Annotated in this window: 16 protein-coding genes and 1 pseudogene; 9 read left to right on the forward strand and 8 right to left on the reverse strand. The window is 63.4% G+C overall.

Annotation, left to right across the window (positions count from 1 at the left end; translation table 11 throughout):
* Nucleotides 1-8: 8 nt before the first annotated feature.
* From tmk to RFN30_RS05905, 5 genes are all read left to right on the forward strand, one after another.
* A complete protein-coding gene (gene tmk / locus RFN30_RS05885; protein WP_320261196.1) occupies nt 9-683 on the forward strand; it encodes a dTMP kinase in 675 nt (224 codons plus the stop codon).
* The gene (locus tag RFN30_RS05890; RefSeq protein WP_320261197.1) at nt 680-1,735 is read left to right on the forward strand and encodes a DNA polymerase III subunit delta'; all 1,056 of its coding nucleotides are present in this window, start codon (nt 680-682) and stop codon (nt 1,733-1,735) included. Before tmk ends, RFN30_RS05890 begins: the two co-directional genes overlap by 4 nt.
* Before the next feature lie 133 nt (nt 1,736-1,868).
* The gene (gene metG / locus RFN30_RS05895; RefSeq protein WP_320261198.1) at nt 1,869-3,419 is read left to right on the forward strand and encodes a methionine--tRNA ligase; all 1,551 of its coding nucleotides are present in this window, start codon (nt 1,869-1,871) and stop codon (nt 3,417-3,419) included.
* The gene (locus RFN30_RS05900; RefSeq protein WP_320261199.1) at nt 3,419-4,213 is read left to right on the forward strand and encodes a TatD family hydrolase; all 795 of its coding nucleotides are present in this window, start codon (nt 3,419-3,421) and stop codon (nt 4,211-4,213) included. Before metG ends, RFN30_RS05900 begins: the two co-directional genes overlap by 1 nt.
* A gap of 3 nt (nt 4,214-4,216) precedes the next feature.
* Nucleotides 4,217-5,038 carry an MBL fold metallo-hydrolase gene (locus tag RFN30_RS05905; RefSeq protein WP_320261200.1) on the forward strand — a complete coding sequence of 274 codons (822 nt, stop codon included), beginning with the start codon at nt 4,217-4,219 and terminating at the stop codon, nt 5,036-5,038.
* Between the two features lie 507 nt (nt 5,039-5,545).
* On the opposite strand, the gene RFN30_RS05910 is transcribed toward RFN30_RS05905, so the two are convergent.
* Entirely contained in the window at nt 5,546-6,001 is a 456-nt protein-coding gene (locus tag RFN30_RS05910) for a phasin (protein WP_320261201.1), read from the reverse strand.
* A gap of 798 nt (nt 6,002-6,799) precedes the next feature.
* Here RFN30_RS05910 and RFN30_RS05920 point away from each other — a divergent pair.
* A complete protein-coding gene (locus RFN30_RS05920) occupies nt 6,800-8,317 on the forward strand; it encodes a winged helix-turn-helix domain-containing tetratricopeptide repeat protein (RefSeq protein WP_320261203.1) in 1,518 nt (505 codons plus the stop codon).
* A gap of 53 nt (nt 8,318-8,370) precedes the next feature.
* Here the strand turns inward: RFN30_RS05920 and RFN30_RS05925 are convergent, their stop codons facing one another.
* Entirely contained in the window at nt 8,371-8,763 is a 393-nt protein-coding gene (locus RFN30_RS05925) for a GFA family protein (protein WP_320261204.1), read from the reverse strand.
* Here RFN30_RS05925 and RFN30_RS05930 point away from each other — a divergent pair.
* Nucleotides 8,762-9,322, forward strand: a complete 561-nt coding sequence (locus tag RFN30_RS05930; protein ID WP_320261205.1) for a class I SAM-dependent methyltransferase — start codon at nt 8,762-8,764, stop codon at nt 9,320-9,322. The genes RFN30_RS05925 and RFN30_RS05930 overlap by 2 nt on opposite strands.
* On the opposite strand, the gene RFN30_RS05935 is transcribed toward RFN30_RS05930, so the two are convergent.
* The 3 genes and pseudogenes from RFN30_RS05935 to RFN30_RS05945 all read right to left on the reverse strand — a co-directional run.
* Entirely contained in the window at nt 9,319-9,729 is a 411-nt protein-coding gene (locus RFN30_RS05935) for a hypothetical protein (protein ID WP_320261206.1), read from the reverse strand. The genes RFN30_RS05930 and RFN30_RS05935 overlap by 4 nt on opposite strands.
* 3 nt (nt 9,730-9,732) lie before the next feature.
* Nucleotides 9,733-10,614 (reverse strand): aldose 1-epimerase family protein, encoded by an 882-nt coding sequence (locus RFN30_RS05940; protein ID WP_320261207.1) that lies wholly within the window; start codon nt 10,612-10,614, stop codon nt 9,733-9,735.
* A 227-nt stretch (nt 10,615-10,841) separates the two neighbouring features.
* A pseudogene (locus RFN30_RS05945) lies at nt 10,842-11,234 on the reverse strand (sigma-70 family RNA polymerase sigma factor); the annotation flags it as partial.
* A gap of 141 nt (nt 11,235-11,375) precedes the next feature.
* On the opposite strand from RFN30_RS05945, the gene RFN30_RS05950 reads away from it, so the two are divergent.
* Together RFN30_RS05950 and mazG are read left to right on the forward strand one after the other, a co-directional pair.
* The gene (locus RFN30_RS05950; RefSeq protein ID WP_320261208.1) at nt 11,376-12,560 is read left to right on the forward strand and encodes an amino acid aminotransferase; all 1,185 of its coding nucleotides are present in this window, start codon (nt 11,376-11,378) and stop codon (nt 12,558-12,560) included.
* Nucleotides 12,561-12,642: 82 nt separating this feature from the next.
* Complete coding sequence (gene mazG, locus RFN30_RS05955; protein WP_320261209.1) at nt 12,643-13,467, forward strand: nucleoside triphosphate pyrophosphohydrolase; 825 nt, start codon at nt 12,643-12,645, stop codon at nt 13,465-13,467.
* 65 nt (nt 13,468-13,532) lie between these two features.
* On the opposite strand, the gene hflX is transcribed toward mazG, so the two are convergent.
* The 3 genes from hflX to RFN30_RS05970 all read right to left on the reverse strand — a co-directional run bounded on the left by hflX (nt 13,533) and on the right by RFN30_RS05970 (nt 16,174).
* Complete coding sequence (gene hflX, locus RFN30_RS05960) at nt 13,533-14,921, reverse strand: GTPase HflX (RefSeq protein ID WP_320261210.1); 1,389 nt, start codon at nt 14,919-14,921, stop codon at nt 13,533-13,535.
* On the reverse strand, nt 14,922-15,167 hold the full coding sequence (hfq, locus tag RFN30_RS05965; RefSeq protein ID WP_006202172.1) for an RNA chaperone Hfq: 246 nt from the start codon (nt 15,165-15,167) through the stop codon (nt 14,922-14,924).
* A gap of 143 nt (nt 15,168-15,310) precedes the next feature.
* On the reverse strand, nt 15,311-16,174 hold the full coding sequence (locus tag RFN30_RS05970) for a D-amino-acid transaminase (RefSeq protein ID WP_320261211.1): 864 nt from the start codon (nt 16,172-16,174) through the stop codon (nt 15,311-15,313).
* Between the last annotated feature and the right edge of the window lie 34 nt (nt 16,175-16,208).

Below are 16,208 nucleotides of genomic sequence, written 5' to 3' on the forward strand. Positions count from 1 at the left end.
ATTCTCGATTGGCGAGCGGATTTTTCATCACCTTCGAAGGCGGCGAAGGAGCCGGCAAGTCGACGCAGATCGAGCGGCTGGCGCGGCGCATGCGCGCCAAGAAGTACGAGGTTCTGGTGACGCGCGAGCCGGGCGGCTCGCCGGGCGCCGAGGCGGTGAGACATGTGCTTCTGTCCGGCGCCGCCGAACCCTTCGGCCCGAAGATGGAGGCCATCCTCTTCGCCGCCGCGCGCTCCGATCATGTCGAGCAGGTGATCCGGCCGGCGGTCGAACGCGGCACGATCGTGCTCTGCGACCGGTTCATCGATTCCTCGCGCGTCTATCAGGGCGTCACAGGCGGGCTCGATCCGGATTTCATGGAGGCGCTGGAAGCGGTCGCCATCAACGGCATGGTTCCCGACATGACGCTGATCTTCGATATCGATGCGGCCGAAGGGCTGAAACGCGCCGCGGCGCGCCGCGGCGCCGGCGACAGCGCCGATCGCTTCGAGAAGGAGACTTTAGCCATCCACCAGCGCCGGCGGGAGGCTTACCTGGCGATCGCCGAGGCGGAACCGGATCGCTGCATCGTCATCGATGCGTCGGCCGATCCCGAAACGGTGGAAAACGTCGTCACCGCGGCCGTGTTCGCGGTGCTGGAAAAGCGGATGCCGGCGCAAAGGAAGCAGACGGCGCCGGTATGATCTTCGAACGCATCGCCCCCGAACAGCATGACACGCTGGACGGCGTCCCCGAGCCGTCGGAGACACCGCGGCTTATCGGCCATGCGCAGGCAGCCGGCATGCTTGCCGCAGCCTACCGCGCCGGCAAGCTCCCGCACGCGTTGATCCTGGCCGGGCCGCACGGCATCGGCAAGGCGACGCTTGCCTTCCACCTGGCGCATCACCTTCTCAAACATCCGGATTTCGCGGCCGCGCCAGAAGCGCTTGCAATCCCCGATCCGGCATCGTCGCTGTTTCGCCAGATCGCCACCGGCGCGCATCCTTCGGTGCTGCATCTCACCCGTCCGGCTAACGACAAGACCAAGAGCTTCAAGACGGTGCTCACCGTCGACGAGATCCGCAAGGTCAGCCGCTTCCTGTCGATGACCTCGCATGACGGCAGCTACCGCGTCGTCATCGTCGACCCGGCCGACGACATGAACACCAATGCCGCCAATGCCTTGCTCAAGAATCTCGAGGAGCCGCCGGCGCGTACCTTGTTCATCCTCATCGTGCACGCGCCGGGCAGCCTTTTGCCGACGATACGGTCGCGTTGCCAGATGGTCCGGCTGACGCCGCTTGCGCCGGACGAATTGATGGCCGTGCTGGAAGGCATCGAGCCGCCACCGCCGGAGGATCCGGCGGCGCGCGCGGCACTGGCCGAGCGGGCAGGGGGCAGCGCCCGCAATGCGATCCTGCTTACCCAATATGGCGGGCTGGAAATCGCCGGCGCGCTCGATGCCCTGGTGGCTGCGCAGAAGCCCGACATTGCCGGCGCCCATCGCCTTGCCGAAGCCGTGGCCGGGCGCGACCAGGGGATCCAGTTCGATATCTTCAACCGCCGCGCGCTTGATCTTCTGTCGGCCGCCGCTAGCGAAGCGGCTATAGCCGGCGACCTCGCCAGGGCCAAAACGCTGTCCGAGGCTTGGCAGGAGGCGCTGAACACGGTATCTGAAGCCGAGACTTACAATCTCGACAAGAAGCAGCACGCCCTGACCATGATCGACCGCCTGAATTCTGTGATGCGAATGTGACGGCTTCTCTGGTGCATGCCGTTGCCCCAAAACCGGGGCCACTTTTGGGCGGCATGCAGCGGGATGGCAATCGCGATGCCGATAGTTTATCCACCGCCACAACTCACATTCAGACATTCATGACGGTTCATTCATGTCACGCGACACATTCTACATCACGACCGCGATCTCCTACCCGAACGGCAAGCCGCATATCGGCCATGCCTACGAACTGATCGCCACCGATGCACTTGCCCGCTTCCAGCGGCTCGAGGGGAAGGATGTCTACTTCCTGACTGGCACCGACGAGCACGGCATCAAGATGCTGCAGACGGCGCGCAAGGAAGGCATTTCGCCTCGCGAGCTCGCCAACCGCAACGCGGCCGAGTTCAAGCGCATGGCGAGCGCGCTCAACGCCTCCAACGACGATTTCATCCGCACCACCGAGGAGCGGCACTATGCTTCCTCGCAGGCGATATGGAAGGCGATGGCCGCCAATGGCGACATCTACAAGGGCGGCTATGCCGGCTGGTACTCGGTGCGCGACGAAGCCTATTACGACGAGGAGGAGACCGAGGTCCGGGCCGACAACGTCCGCTACGGGCCGCAGGGAACGCCCGTCGAATGGGTCGAGGAAGAGAGCTACTTCTTCCGGCTTTCGGCCTATCAGGACAAGCTCCTCGCGCTTTATGAAAGCCAGCCCGATTTCATTGGCCCGGCCGAGCGCCGCAACGAGGTGATGAGGTTCGTCAAGTCGGGCCTGAAGGACCTGTCGATCTCGCGCACCACCTTCGACTGGGGCGTGCCGGTGCCGGGCGACGAGAAGCATGTGATGTATGTGTGGGTCGACGCCTTGACAAATTACATCACCGGTATCGGCTATCCCGATGAAAATGCTGAGAAATGGCGTTTCTGGCCAGCGGACGCGCACATCATCGGCAAGGACATTGTGCGCTTCCACGCGATTTACTGGCCTGCCTTCCTGATGTCGGCGGGGATCCCGCTGCCGAAGCGCGTCTTCTGTCACGGCTTCCTGTTCAACCGCGGCGAGAAGATGTCGAAGTCGGTCGGCAACGTCATCGACCCGTTCACCATGGTCGAGCACTACGGCGTCGACCAGGTGCGCTACTTCTTCCTGCGCGAGGTGCCGTTCGGCCAGGACGGCAACTACAGCCACGAGGCGATCGTCAACCGCACCAATGCCGATCTTGCCAACGGGCTCGGCAATCTGGCGCAGCGCTCGCTGTCGATGATCGCCAAGAACTGCGGTGGCGCTGTGCCTAGGCGCGGCGAACTGGCCGAAGCCGACCGGTCGATCCTCGACCAGGCAGTGGAGGCGCTTGTCGTGGCGCGCAAGGCGATGGCGGAGCAGGGCATCCATCTGGCGCTGGCGGCGATCTTCGGCGTGGTGGCCGAAGCCGACCGCTACTTCGCGTCCCAGGAGCCATGGGCGCTGCGCAAGACCGATCCCGAGCGCATGGAAACGGTGCTGTGGACGACGGCCGAAATCGTGCGGCGGGTGGCGGTGCTCGGCCAGCCCTTTATTCCGGGATCGGCCGCGAAGCTGCTCGACCTATTGGCCGTGCCTGCGGACAAGCGCAATTTCGCGCATGTCCACGCGGAACATGCGCTCGTGCCCGGCACCGCCTTGCCGGCACCCGAGGGCGTGTTTCCGCGTTACGTCGAGCAGGACGCAAAAGCCTGATGCTTGTCGACAGCCACTGCCATCTCGACTTTCCGGACTTCGCCGAGGAGCGGGCGGCCATCGTCGCCCGCGCTCTCGCCGCCGGGGTCGGCCGCATGGTGACGATCTCGACACGCGTGAAGCGCTTTCAGCAAATCCTTGAAATCGCCGAAACTTTCAGCGAGGTCTATTGCTCGGTCGGCACGCACCCGCACCAGGCAGCGGAAGAACTCGACGTGACCGCCGACGAACTGGTGCGGCTTTCCGGCCATGCGAAGGTGGTGGCGATCGGCGAAGCCGGACTGGACTATTTCTATGACCGCGCGCCGCGCGAGGCGCAGGCGCAAGGCTTCCGCACCCACATCGCCGCCGCGCGACGCACCGGCCTTCCGCTGGTCATCCATTCGCGCGACGCCGACGACGACATGGCGGCGATCCTCGAGGAAGAGACAGGGAAGGGCGTCTTTCCCTTCATCCTGCATTGTTTTTCGTCAGGGCGCAGGCTGGCCGAGGTCGGCGTGGCGCTGGGCGGTTATGTCTCCTTCTCGGGCATCCTGACCTTCAAGAACTCGACCGAGCTGCGGGCGATTGCCGCCGACGTGCCGCGCGAGCGGCTGCTGGTCGAGACCGACGCGCCGTACCTTGCGCCGATCCCGCATCGCGGCAAACGCAACGAGCCAGCCTATGTCGCGAATACGGCCAAGGTGCTGGCGGAGACGATCGGCGTCAGCGAGGCGGAGATCGCCGACATCACCACCGAAAACGTCTTCCGGCTGTTCACCAAGATGCCGCGTCCGGACATGGCGGCCGCCTGAGACATGAGCGACCGGCTGCGCCTCACCATTCTTGGCTGCGGCTCGTCGCCCGGCACGCCGCGCATCACCGGTGATTGGGGCAATTGCGATCCAAGCAATCCGAGGAACCGGCGCATGCGCACGGCGGCCCTGGTCGAGCGGATCGCCTCCGATGGCACCCGCACTACGGTCGTCATCGACACCGGACCGGATTTCCGCGAGCAGATGCTGCTCGCTTCGGTCAAACGCATCGACGCAGTGGTCTATACGCATCCGCATGCCGACCATATCCACGGCATCGACGATCTGCGCGGCTTCGTGCTCGAGCAGCGCCGCCGCATCGACATCCACGCCGACCAGCCGACCATGCTGCGGCTGCGCCACGCATTCGGCTATTGCTTCGAGACGCCGCCCGGCAGTTCCTATCCGCCGATCGTCGACGCCCATATCATCGATCATGGCAGACCGGTGACGATCGAAGGCGAGGGGGGTCCCCTCACCCTTGAGCCGCTGCCGCAGATCCACGGCGATATCATCTCGCTGGGCTTCCGCATCGGCGGGCTCGCTTATTGCCCAGATATCAGCGACTTCCCGGCTGCCACCGCCGAGCGGCTGCGCGACCTCGACACGCTGGTGATCGACGCGCTGCAGTACAACACCCATCCGAGCCATCTGTCGCTCGGCGAGGCGCTGGACTGGATCGAGAAGCTTGCGCCGAAAAACGCCGTGCTGACGCATATGCACGTGCCGCTGGATTATGCCGCCGTGATGGCCGAGACGCCGGACCATGTGGTGCCGGCCTATGACGGCATGGTGATCGAAATTCCTTGTGAATCAGGGCAATAGGCGCGCCTTTTCATCAAGAGACTGTCTTGGTTCCGAGCAGCGTCACCAACGTCCCGATCGGCACCATTGAAGTGCGCCCGGTTATCCTGCAGCGTCGCCGAACAGCGGCGCGATGCCATAGCGTTCGACGTTGGCGCCGGCATGCAGATCTGCGGCTGGCATTTCAGTTCCATAATCTATCTTATGCGACTTTTTGCTGCAGCATCTATGTCTCAACCGGCACAAACGGATGACGGGCCTCATCTCGTTGGGCGATGTCGCGCTGAAGGCCGAAAGTGCGATCCTCGCGCCGCTTGCCAAAATCGCCGCACGCGACGCTGAACGGCACTTGCGAGCCGCCTGAGGTTTTCAGGGGCGCTTTGCGACGAATGGGCTGGAGTGGCATGCGTGAACGGAACCCGGCATGCCGCCCCAAATATCTGCGATCGCATCGCAAAGCTTGGCTTTCGTACCCCTGTCCGCGCGATATGACAGCTTGTTCCCTCGGACTCGGATTAGCTTGAACAATCAGGCGGCCTTGAGATTCTGCAGCACCTTCTCGAAGGCATCTTTGACCGGCTTGGAAACGTCGGTCGCCGCTTTGGTAGTGAGTTCCTGAAATTCCTTAGCTTGCTCGACACCCATTTCGACGCGCTTGCGCAGGAAGGTTGTCTGCAACTCAAAAACTTCCGGCAGCGACTTCGCACGGACCAGAGCTTCGGCGTGCGAGAAATCAGCTTCGGCATTGGCGCGCAATGCGGCGATCATCTTCAGCGACAGCTCGTTGCCGACCGATTTCGCGGTTTCGGCGGTCGACTCAAGCGCCTTCCGGGCGTCTTCAGCGCCCGATTGGAATTTCGCAAGAGCTTCTTTCGACTGCTCCACGCCCTTTTCGGCGACTGCACGAAGTTGATCGGTGGCCTTGCCAGCGTCGACTGCCGGAAATTCGGCGGTTTCGGTGGGCTTGTCGGTGGTCTTGGACATTTCCTATCCTTCCGGTTGACGATGTGTCTCGCCCGCGCCCCAGAACAGCGAGCCTAGTATGTGGCAGCATTACCTGCAGTGCAACATTTTGTTGCGGCGCAATATATTTATATTTGAAACTGGGCTTTCCTACACCCTCCAGAAGAAAACAGGGCACGAGGGGAGCCAATCATCTGGCAACGCAGCGAAGGGATATGGCTAGGACGTCCGTGATGCGCGTCGAGATCATGCAGGAGGCAATCTCCCTGCCCCATGGCACTTTCGGCAAGCGTTACGCCGACGCATCGGTGGCGACACGGCGTCCTTACGGCATTCACATCATCGCTGCCAGAACGGCAACTTGGCGATCTCTTCCTCCACCTGCCGTCTCGTCAAACCGATATCGTCGATCAGATGCGGATTGTCCCTTGATATGCGCTTGAGTTCCCAGCGAAAGTGCGTCTGTTCGCGCCAGCTTGCGACAGCGCTTCGCAAGGCCGCGAGGCTGTAGCGCCGAGGCGACGTTCGCGACCTTACGGCCCTTCCCGCGCACGCTGACTGATGCGGCGCCGAGGCAAAGGTATCGTTCATGACAACCTCCTGATGGTTGAGTGCCCGGAGGCCTTCGACCTGAAAGAGGTTGAATTGTGCAGGATGCGAACAGCGCCGTAATTAAGGCCGTCCAAATAGTTCTCAAAACTTCCAAATGGGCTTCAGCGGTTCATCGTTTCACGCAAACGACGAACCGCCTTATCTCTTTGTTTTCACGCAATTCCAGGCGGAAAACCGTTTCGCACTTTTCCTGGAATTGCTCTATAGATGCGCCGCATGCAGGGATCGCGCTTTGCCTTTGGCCCGTACGTGCTTGATTCATCCGCGGGAACGCTTCTTCGGAACGATGTCCCCGTGGCCGCGGGCTATCGCGGGCTGAAGCTCCTTGCCGCGCTCGTAGAACGTCCCGGCGAAATCTTGGCCAAGGCCGAGCTGATGGACGCGGCATGGCCGGGCACCGCCGTCGAGGAAGGCAACCTCACCGTCCAGATCGCGCAGCTCAGAAAACTGCTCGGACCGGCCGCCGACGGCAGTGAATGGATCGCCACGGTTCCGCGCGTCGGCTACCGCTTCACTGGCGCCATCGAGCAGCTCGGCGACGCGAAGCGAAAATCTTTACCGCTACCCGGCAAGCCATCGATAGCCGTGCTGCCCTTCGTCAATTTCAGCAACGATCCCGAACAGGCATCCTTCGCGGACGGGTTGACCGAAGACCTGATCACCGACCTGTCCAGGAATGCGGGCCTGTTCGTCATCGCGCGCAACTCGGTCTTCGCCTACAAGGGAAAGGCGATGGACGTGCGGGCGATCGCCGAGGATCTCGGCGTGCGCTATTTGCTCGAAGGCAGCGCGCGCCGCGCCGCGGGGCGCGTGCGCATCAACGCGCAGCTGGTCGACGCGGTGAGCGGCGAACATCTGTGGGCGGAACGCTTCGATCGCAGCCTGGAAGATATCTTCGCCGTCCAGGACGAGGTGACGGCCAAGATCGTCGAGGCGTTGCTCGGCAGGCTGCGCGCATCGCCGCCACGCAACCGGCCCAAAAATCTCGAGGCCTATGATCTGTGCGTGCGGGCGCGCAAGCTGATCGACGATTCGCCACAGACGGCGCGGGAAGCGCATCTGATGCTGACGCGCGCGGTCTCGCTCGATCCGGACTACGCCGAGGCCCATCGCTGGCTTGCCATGAACCACTGGATGGGCTGGGTGCATTGGGGTGAACCCATTGAGACCAACCGTAGCGTCGCCCTGGAACTGGCGCACAAGGCCGTGGCGATCGATCCCAACGATGCAGGCTGCCGCTGGGTGCTGGCCAACTTGCTTGCCTATGAGCGTCGCTTCGACGAGGCCGATGCGGAATTCGCCAGGGCAATCGAGCTCGACCCGAACGATGCCGACATCTGGGCGACGATATCAGACATTGAGGTTCTGGCCGGCCAGATCGAGGAAAGCCTCGAGCACATTCGCAAGGCGTTCCGGCTGAACCCTTATCCGCCAAGCTGGTACTATCTGACACTCGGCCAGGCGCAGTATGCGGCCGGCGAATACGAAGCTGCCGTCGAGACCCTACGCCGGGACGAGACCTATCGCACCAGCTCACGCCGTTTCCTGGCGGCGAGCCTTGCCCAACTCGGCCGGCTCGACGAGGCGCGCTCGGAGGTCGACCTGTTCCTTGTCGCCAACCCGCACTTCACAACCAGCCACTGGGTCTGGACCGAACCGTTTCGTGACGACGCGACGCTTGAGCATTTCGTCGACGGCTTTCGCAAGGCAGGACTTCCGGAGTGACGGCCGGCTTGACCTGGCAGTAGGTCATTCGATCCGAAAGCTGCCGGTGCCCCCTACTCCTCAGAGCGACCCGTGACTTCACGATCGCGTTCGTATCGTCTCGTGAGCGGAAACGGCGGCAGCCAGGATTCGCGGCGGATGGTCCAGAGTTCGTAGGTTGGCGTCAGTTGGTCAGGCGCGTCCAGAGATCCCAGGTGCACTTCGATCTCGTCCGCCGTGCGCGCAAAAACCGAGGAGCCGCAACGCGGACAGAAAAACCGTCCGGCATAGTCGCGTGTCTCGCCCCCGATGGTCACCGCTTCCTGAGGGAACACCGCGGCAGCGTAAAAGAGCGCACCATGATGCTTGCGGCAGTCGAGGCAATGGCAGACGCCGACCCGGTATGGACGACCCGACGCCACAAATCGGACATTGCCGCACAGGCAACCGCCCGGGAACCGGTCCATGCTGCGTCTCCTTCCAAAATCAATCGGTTGGAACGTCTACAACGAACCGCGTCGAGCCGTCCATGAAAGCCGCCCCGCTTGCGTGGCTCGCAAACCGAGTTGCATAACTCGTCTCATGGCTGCCGGAATCTCTGAGCGGATATCCGCTTTCGTCGAAGCGCTTCCGTTGAAACCGGGACTTCGTGTCCTGGAGATCGGATGCGGCCCCGGCGTTGCCGCTCGCGCTGTCGCTCGCCGTATCGGCGACGGCTTCATTCTGGCGATCGATCGTTCCGAAAAAGCAATCCGATTGGCGCGCGCGGGATCGGCCGACGAGATGGCTTTGGGCTGTCTCGATTTCAGGCATGCAGCAATCGAGAACTTCGCATTGAGGTCCGGCGATGCCCTCTTCGATATCGCCTTTGCCATGCGGGTCGGCGCGCTCGACGGGCGTCATCCCGAGGCTGGCCGGGCGGCACTGACGCGCATCAAGGCTGCCCTGAAGCCAGGTGGCCGGCTCTTCATCGACGGCGGCGATCCATTGAAGGAGATCGATTTGGTCCGTGGCTTGCCGTCCTAGAAAAATCCATCGAGAAACGCCGCCGTCCTATCCGAGACGCCGACGATCTTGTTCGTCGCCTGGCGATAGAATTTGAAGTTGAGCTCGGTCTCGGGCCGACCGTCCTTCCAATCCTTGAACCGCTTGAGCTCGTCTCTGCCCAATCGCCGCGCGGCCAATGCGGTGCGGCGGATGGAAACGCTGACGCGCGGCGTCTGCCGTTCGAGATCAGGCCTTCTGGGAATGATCTCGGATGACGTGACGATGCCGCGCGCGACAAGCCCCTGCCCGCCTTCATTCTCGCTGGCGAAAACGAAGATGGTGTCGCCTTCGGCGATTTGCTTGCCGCCATACATGGTTTTCTGGGCGACGAATGAGAACGTCTCGGCCTGCGGATCCTGGACCTCGGCCTTGATCGCAAAGGCCATGCCTCACGGCTCCTGGCCGATGCCGATCCGGTAGGACAGCATGCGCTTCGCGCCCGGCTCGATCAGCATCACGCCCGGCTTGTCGGCAAAATCGCCGTCGAAATCGATCGGGCTTGCGATGCCGTGCCAGGGCTCGATGCACAGAAACGGCGCGCCGCCGGGCTTGGACCAGATGCCCAATTCGTTGAATCCCTGCCACGACATCTCGATCGCTGGCCCCCGCCCGGCGGCATAACGCACGCTGGTGCTGGTCGGCCGGTCCAGGATGACGGCGTCGTCATCGAACAGCCGCTCGGAGAGCGCAAGCGTCTTGCCTTCCACGGGCGTTGGCTGCGGGGTCGGCAGCACCAGCCCGTCTTTCAGGCGGCGGATCGGCGCGGGCTCATTGTCGGCAAAGGTCAGCCGATAGGCTTCCTTGGGCAATTCCGGCAGCAGCGGCCAGTTGAAGGCCGGGTGAGCGCCGATCGAGGCCGGCAGCATCTCATGGCCTGTGTTGGTGACCTCGAAAGTCACGCCAAGCCGGCGAGATGCCAGGCTGTAGCTTATCGCCAGCCGGAAAGCGAAGGGGTAGTGGATGCGGGTTTCGGCATCGTCGGTCAGGACCAGCGTGCAGGAGGAAGGCCCCTGCTCCGTCCAGTCAAAGCGCCTGTCGCGGGCGAAGCCGTGCTGCGTCATCGGGTAGTTTTGCCCGCGATAGCGCAACTGGTCGCCCTTGAGCCGGCCGACGATCGGAAACAGAACCGGAGAATGACGGCGCCAGGCGGGGCCCGCCTGCCACAGAAGCTCTGTTCCCTCAGCGTCGCGCAAGGAGACCAGCTCGGCCCCCTGCCCGACGACGGTTGCCGAGATGCCGTCACCGTGGAGTGTCAGGCTATCCTGTTCCATGCGACCTCGCGGCTGGCTCGTGTGCCCGGCAGGCTAGCAAAAGGCCGCGCGCGAACTCAAGGGCAGCGAGCTATCCCGCGCTTCACGCTTTCAAGACGAACGATCTACGTCCCCGCCCTGTCCAAAAAAAGTGGCCGGAGATTGCCCTCCGGCCACGCCAAGGTCACCAGCGTTGCCTGCTGCGGTCTGGACTATTCACGCTCGCCGGTGAAGTTCAGCAGCTGGAAGATGTTGATGAAGTTCAGGGCGGAACGCTGCTCTTCCGGCAGCGCCAGGAAGGCTTCGCGCACCTGCGAAAGGTGCACCGAATGGTCCTGAGATGCCGCCACACTTTGATCGGCGAGACGGCCGGCCTGCTCTATGCGCGCCGCCTCGGACCGGCGCGAGCGCAAGCGGTCGATGAAGATGTTGTGGACGATCGCCAAGAGCCAGGCGCGCAGGTTGCCGCCCGCGCGAAAGGTGCTGCGCCGCTCGTAAGCGCGCACCAGCGCATCGTGGACCAGATCCTCGGCATCGGCGCTGTCGCGAGTCAGCGAGCGCGCGTAGCGCCGCAGCGACCCCAACTGCCCGACGATATCGAAGCGTGCCATCGACCGTTTCATGCCCTGCTTACGGAGCATGTGGGGATTTTAATCCCTGCCTGCCGTTTCTTTTGCGATCCGGCAGACGTCGCCTTGTCCAAGCGAGTGGGCATCCGGAGGAAACCGCTGGCTAAGCGCGGCCGATTTGCGTATCACTCCGCCGCCATTGGAGCCTGATCGATGTTCGAGACCCTGCAGCCCGCGCCCGCCGACAAGATCCTTGCCTTGATCGGCCTCTATCGCGCCGATACGCGCCCCGGCAAGGTCGATCTCGGCGTCGGTGTCTATAAGGACCGCGACGGCAGGACGCCGGTGATGCGCGCCGTGCGCGAGGCCGAGAAGCGGCTGCTCGCCAGCCAGGACACCAAGACCTATCTCGGCCTTGCCGGCGATACCGGCTTCAATACCGCGATGATCAAGCTCGCCTTCGGCGAGAAGGCCGACCTTTCGCGCATCCGCGCGGCGCAAGCGCCGGGCGGTTCGGGCGCGCTCCGGCTGGTGGCTGAGCTTCTGCAGCGTACCCGTCCCGACTCGACGGTCTGGCTCTCCGACCCGACCTGGCCGAACCATCTGCCGGTTATGCGCGCCGCCGGCCTTAAGGTGCGCGACTATCCCTATTTCGACGCCGCTTCCGGCGCCGTCCGCTTCGACGACATGCTGGCGGCGCTCAAGACAGCCAACAGCGGCGATGCCGTGCTGTTGCATGGCTGCTGCCATAACCCGACCGGCGCTAATCTCGACGTCGCGCAGTGGGCCAAGGTCGCTGGCGTGGTTGTGGAGCGCGGCCTGCTGCCCTTCGTCGATATCGCCTATCAGGGTTTTGGCGAAGGCCTCGACGCCGACGCTGCCGGCCTGCGGCTGCTGGCAGACAAGGTGCCGGAGATGGTCGTCGCCTCGAGCTGTTCGAAGAATTTTGCCGTCTATCGCGACCGCGTCGGCGCGGCGATGATCGTGGCCAAGGACGGCGCGCAGGCGGATGTGGCGATGAGCCAGATGCTGGCCGCGGCGCGCGCGCTCTACTCGATGCCGCCGGACCATGGCGCTGCCGCCGTGCGCATCGTGCTCGAAGACGCCGCCCTGAAGAAGGATTGGGAGACCGAACTCGAGGAAATGCGGCTGCGCATGCTGAGGCTGCGCGTCGCCTTCGCCGAAGCGTTGCGCCGGCAGTCCAACTCCGACCGCTTCGATTTCGTCGCCAGCCATCGCGGCATGTTCTCCCGCCTTGGGTTGACGGAAGCGCAGGTCGAGCGGCTGCGCACCGACCACGCCGTCTACATGGTGGGCGACAGCCGCATCAACGTCGCCGGTCTGCCCGAGGACGGATTGGACGATCTCGCCAAGGCGATCGTCTCGGTTCTCGACTGAGCGTCCGCGCAACTGTGGACAATAGGCTTTTGCCCGTTGGCGGGATTGGTCGCCTGCCGCTGCGCGCGCTAGGGTTTGTTGCATGAAACCCTCGAAGGACATTTCGCGGCTGATCGAGATCATGGCGGCGCTGCGGGCACCGAAAACCGGTTGCCCCTGGGACATCGAGCAGAATTTTTCCACCATCGCGCCCTACACGATCGAGGAAGCCTATGAGGTGGCGGACGCGATCGCGCGCGGCGATTTCGACGATCTGCGCGAAGAACTGGGCGACCTCTTGCTGCAGGTCGTCTACCACGCGCAAATGGCCGAGGAAGCCGGCGAGTTCGCCTTCGGCGATGTCGTCGAAGCCATCACCACCAAGATGATCCGCCGCCATCCGCACGTCTTCGGCGACGAGAAGGCGCGCAGCGCCGGCATGGCCAAGGGCATGTGGGAGAAGATCAAGGCGGCTGAGAAGGCAGACAAGCGCAGCGCCCGCATCGCGCGCGGCCTCGACCCGGAAGATCACGGCAAAGGCTATCTAGACAGCGTGCCGGTGGCGCTCCCTGCCCTGACCCGCGCGCTGAAGCTGCAGGAGAAGGCTGCCCGCGTCGGCTTCGACTGGAGCGAGGCGGCACCGATCCTCGACAAGATAGAGGAAGAGATCGGCGAATTGCGCGAGGCGCTCGCCAAGGGCGACGCTGCACCCATCAGGGACGAGTTCGGCGACATGCTGTTTGCCATCGTCAATCTCGGTCGCCACCTCAAGCTCGATTCCGAAGCCTCGCTCAGCGGCACCAACGAGAAATTCCGCTCGCGCTTCCACTATGTCGAGCAGGCGCTCGAGGCTTCCGGCCGTTCTCTGGAGAAGGCGACGCTGGATGAGATGGAAGCGCTCTGGCAGCAGGCCAAAAGCGCAAAATAAGTGTCTGTTCTACGCAATTCCGGACGGAAAACCGCTACACACTTTTCCTGGAATTGCTTCGTGGCTTAGCCGTGGCTTCTGCGGTGCAGTCGGCTCTCGATCTCCTGGCGGGCGCTGTGCGTCGCCGTCAGCGAGATGGTGACGCTGCCGTCTTCATTGTCGGTTCGCGAAACGACATCGCCGTTGCGGTATAGCCAATTGACCTGGCCGAGTTCTGCGGGCCTCAGCGTCACCGTCATGGTTTCCAGCTCGCCCGATACCCTGGTCTCGATAAGCGCCTTCAGCGCGTCGATCCCCTCGCCGGTCGCAGCCGATATCGCGATCGGCGGCGCCTTGCCGCCGGCGCTCTCGGCAAGCAGGCGCTCGCGATTGCCTTCGTCGAGCAGGTCGATCTTGTTCCACACCTCGATCACGCGGCTGGTGTCCGCGGCATCGACGCCGAGATCGCCGAGGATGCGCTCGACATCCTCGGCTTGCGCGGCAGTGTCGGGATCGGAAATGTCGCGCAGATGCAGCACCAGATCGGCCTCGACGACCTCTTCGAGCGTCGCCCGGAAGGCTGCGACCAGATGCGTCGGCAGGTCCGAGATGAAGCCGACCGTGTCCGACAGGATGATAGGCGTGCCGTGCGGCAGGCGCACGCGGCGCAATGTCGGGTCGAGCGTGGCGAACAGCATGTCCTCGGCCAGCACCCCTGCCCCGGTCAGCCGGTTGAACAGCGTCGACTTTCCGGCATTGGTGTAGCCGACGATCGCCACAACCGGGAACGGTACCTTCTTGCGCTTGGCGCGATGCAGGTCGCGGGTTCGGCGAACCGTCTCCAGCTCGTGCTTCAGCTTGGTGATCTTGTCCTGCAGGATGCGCCGGTCCGATTCGATCTGCGTTTCGCCGGGACCGCCGAGGAAACCGGCGCCGCCGCGTTGCCGTTCGAGGTGGGTCCAGCTCCGTACCAGCCGGCCCTTCTGGTAGTTGAGATGCGCCAGCTCGACCTGGAGGGTACCTTCCTTGGTCCTGGCGCGCTCGCCGAAGATCTCGAGGATCAGCCCGGTGCGATCGAGCACCTTGGCGTTCAGTTCCTTTTCGAGATTGCGCTGCTGCACGGGCGTCAGCGGATGGTCGACGATGACCAGCTCCGCCTTGCGCTCCTTCACGATGTCGGCGAACTCCGCCACCTTGCCGCTGCCGAGCAGCGTTGCCGGCCGCGGATCGGCAACCGTCACCACCGCGGTATGGACCGGATCGAGATCGATGGCGCTGGCAAGCCCGACCGCCTCGTCGTGGCGGGCATCCGCCGAGCGACTCAGGCGCGGGCGGCTCGAATCATCGTCGCCGCGCGGCTGACGCGTAAGCACCGGCACAATGACAACAGCCCGGGTCGGATCCTTGGCTTCCGGCCCGAGTTGGTGTCCTTGTTTCCCGCGAACGCTGCGGTCCGCGTCCTTCTCACGTGCCAATCAGGCGCCCTGGCTTTCCTCGCCATCGAACATCTGAACCGGCTGGCTCGGCATGATCGTGGAAATGGCGTGCTTATAGACGAGCTGGGAATGCCCGTCGCGCCGCAACAATACACAGAAATTGTCGAACGAAGTGACGACGCCGGTCAGCTTCACGCCGTTGATGAGGAAGATGGTAAGTGGATTTTTGCTCTTGCGAACTGAATTCAGGAACAGGTCCTGAAGGTTTTGCGATCGTTCCGCCATTGTTTTTGTCTTTCGCCGATCCCCTTCGGTCTGCGGGCCAGTGCGCCAAATTACGCGGCACCTGTCAAGCGCGCAAACCCCCTCTTGCCGCCTAAACGACAAGCAGAACGAGATAGTTGAGGTTCATTCCACCTTTGCGGTTATCAGGCTGGACTTTTTTCCGCAATGTCAAAAAATGCCTGCCGCAACGAAAGTGTCATAGAGCCGGGGTGGCCATTTGCGATCGGAGCGCCGTCGATTTCGACGACGGGCATGGCGATTGTGGTCGCGGAACTGATGAAAGCCTCGCGCGCGGCCTTGGCCTCGGCAACCGAAAACCCGCGCTCCTCGATCTTCAAACCGAGCTTGGCGGCGACATCGAACAAGGTGGTGCGCGTGATGCCGCGCAGGATGCCGTGCTCGGCTGGCCGCGTCACCAGAACGCCGTCGCGGGTGATGATCCATGCGTTGGACGAACCACCTTCCTTGACTGTGCCATCAGCGTCAACGAACCAGGCCTCCTGGGCACCGGCCTCCTTGGCCTTCTGCTTGGCGAGCACATTGGGCAAAAGACCCGTGCTCTTGATGTCGACGCGCTCCCAGCGGTTCTCCGCGACGGTGATGACCTTGATGCCGGTCTCGACCCGCTTGGCGGCAGCAGCGGGGTCGGCCTTGCGGGCGGTTATTACCAGCGACGATTTGATGTCGGCCGATGGGAAAAAGAATTCACGGCTGGCGACGCCGCGCGTCACCTGGACATAGACCAGGCCGTTGACGACATGGTTGCGGCGTACGACCTCGCGCAGAAGCATCGGCAGGACGCCTTCCGAGACGGGCCAAGCGATCGACAATTCCTTCAGCGAGCGCTTGAGCCGGGCCAGATGGCGCGGCATGTCGACGATATAGCCGCGCGCCACCTCGCAGACCTCGTAGACGCCGTCGGCGAACTGGTAGCCGCGATCCTCGATATGGACGCTGGCTTCGGCATGGGCGACGTAGCGCCCGTTGACATAGGCAATGCGCGGCATGGGCTACCTCAGGGAAATGTCCGGCTTTCTTAGG

The sequence above is a fragment of the Mesorhizobium dulcispinae genome (assembly GCF_033977345.1).
Lineage (GTDB): Bacteria > Pseudomonadota > Alphaproteobacteria > Rhizobiales > Rhizobiaceae > Mesorhizobium > Mesorhizobium dulcispinae.

Coding starts and splice junctions, on each gene's coding strand:
- RFN30_RS05890 (WP_320261197.1), top strand. CDS start 680: ATGATCTTCGAACGCATCGCCCCCGAACAGCATGACACGCTGGACGGC.
- metG (WP_320261198.1), top strand. CDS start 1,869: ATGTCACGCGACACATTCTACATCACGACCGCGATCTCCTACCCGAAC.
- RFN30_RS05900 (WP_320261199.1), top strand. CDS start 3,419: ATGCTTGTCGACAGCCACTGCCATCTCGACTTTCCGGACTTCGCCGAG.
- RFN30_RS05905 (WP_320261200.1), top strand. CDS start 4,217: ATGAGCGACCGGCTGCGCCTCACCATTCTTGGCTGCGGCTCGTCGCCC.
- RFN30_RS05910 (WP_320261201.1), bottom strand. CDS start 6,001: ATGTCCAAGACCACCGACAAGCCCACCGAAACCGCCGAATTTCCGGCA.
- RFN30_RS05920 (WP_320261203.1), top strand. CDS start 6,800: ATGCGCCGCATGCAGGGATCGCGCTTTGCCTTTGGCCCGTACGTGCTT.
- RFN30_RS05930 (WP_320261205.1), top strand. CDS start 8,762: ATGCTGCGTCTCCTTCCAAAATCAATCGGTTGGAACGTCTACAACGAA.
- RFN30_RS05925 (WP_320261204.1), bottom strand. CDS start 8,763: ATGGACCGGTTCCCGGGCGGTTGCCTGTGCGGCAATGTCCGATTTGTG.
- RFN30_RS05935 (WP_320261206.1), bottom strand. CDS start 9,729: ATGGCCTTTGCGATCAAGGCCGAGGTCCAGGATCCGCAGGCCGAGACG.
- RFN30_RS05940 (WP_320261207.1), bottom strand. CDS start 10,614: ATGGAACAGGATAGCCTGACACTCCACGGTGACGGCATCTCGGCAACC.
- RFN30_RS05950 (WP_320261208.1), top strand. CDS start 11,376: ATGTTCGAGACCCTGCAGCCCGCGCCCGCCGACAAGATCCTTGCCTTG.
- mazG (WP_320261209.1), top strand. CDS start 12,643: ATGAAACCCTCGAAGGACATTTCGCGGCTGATCGAGATCATGGCGGCG.
- hfq (WP_006202172.1), bottom strand. CDS start 15,167: ATGGCGGAACGATCGCAAAACCTTCAGGACCTGTTCCTGAATTCAGTT.
- RFN30_RS05970 (WP_320261211.1), bottom strand. CDS start 16,174: ATGCCGCGCATTGCCTATGTCAACGGGCGCTACGTCGCCCATGCCGAA.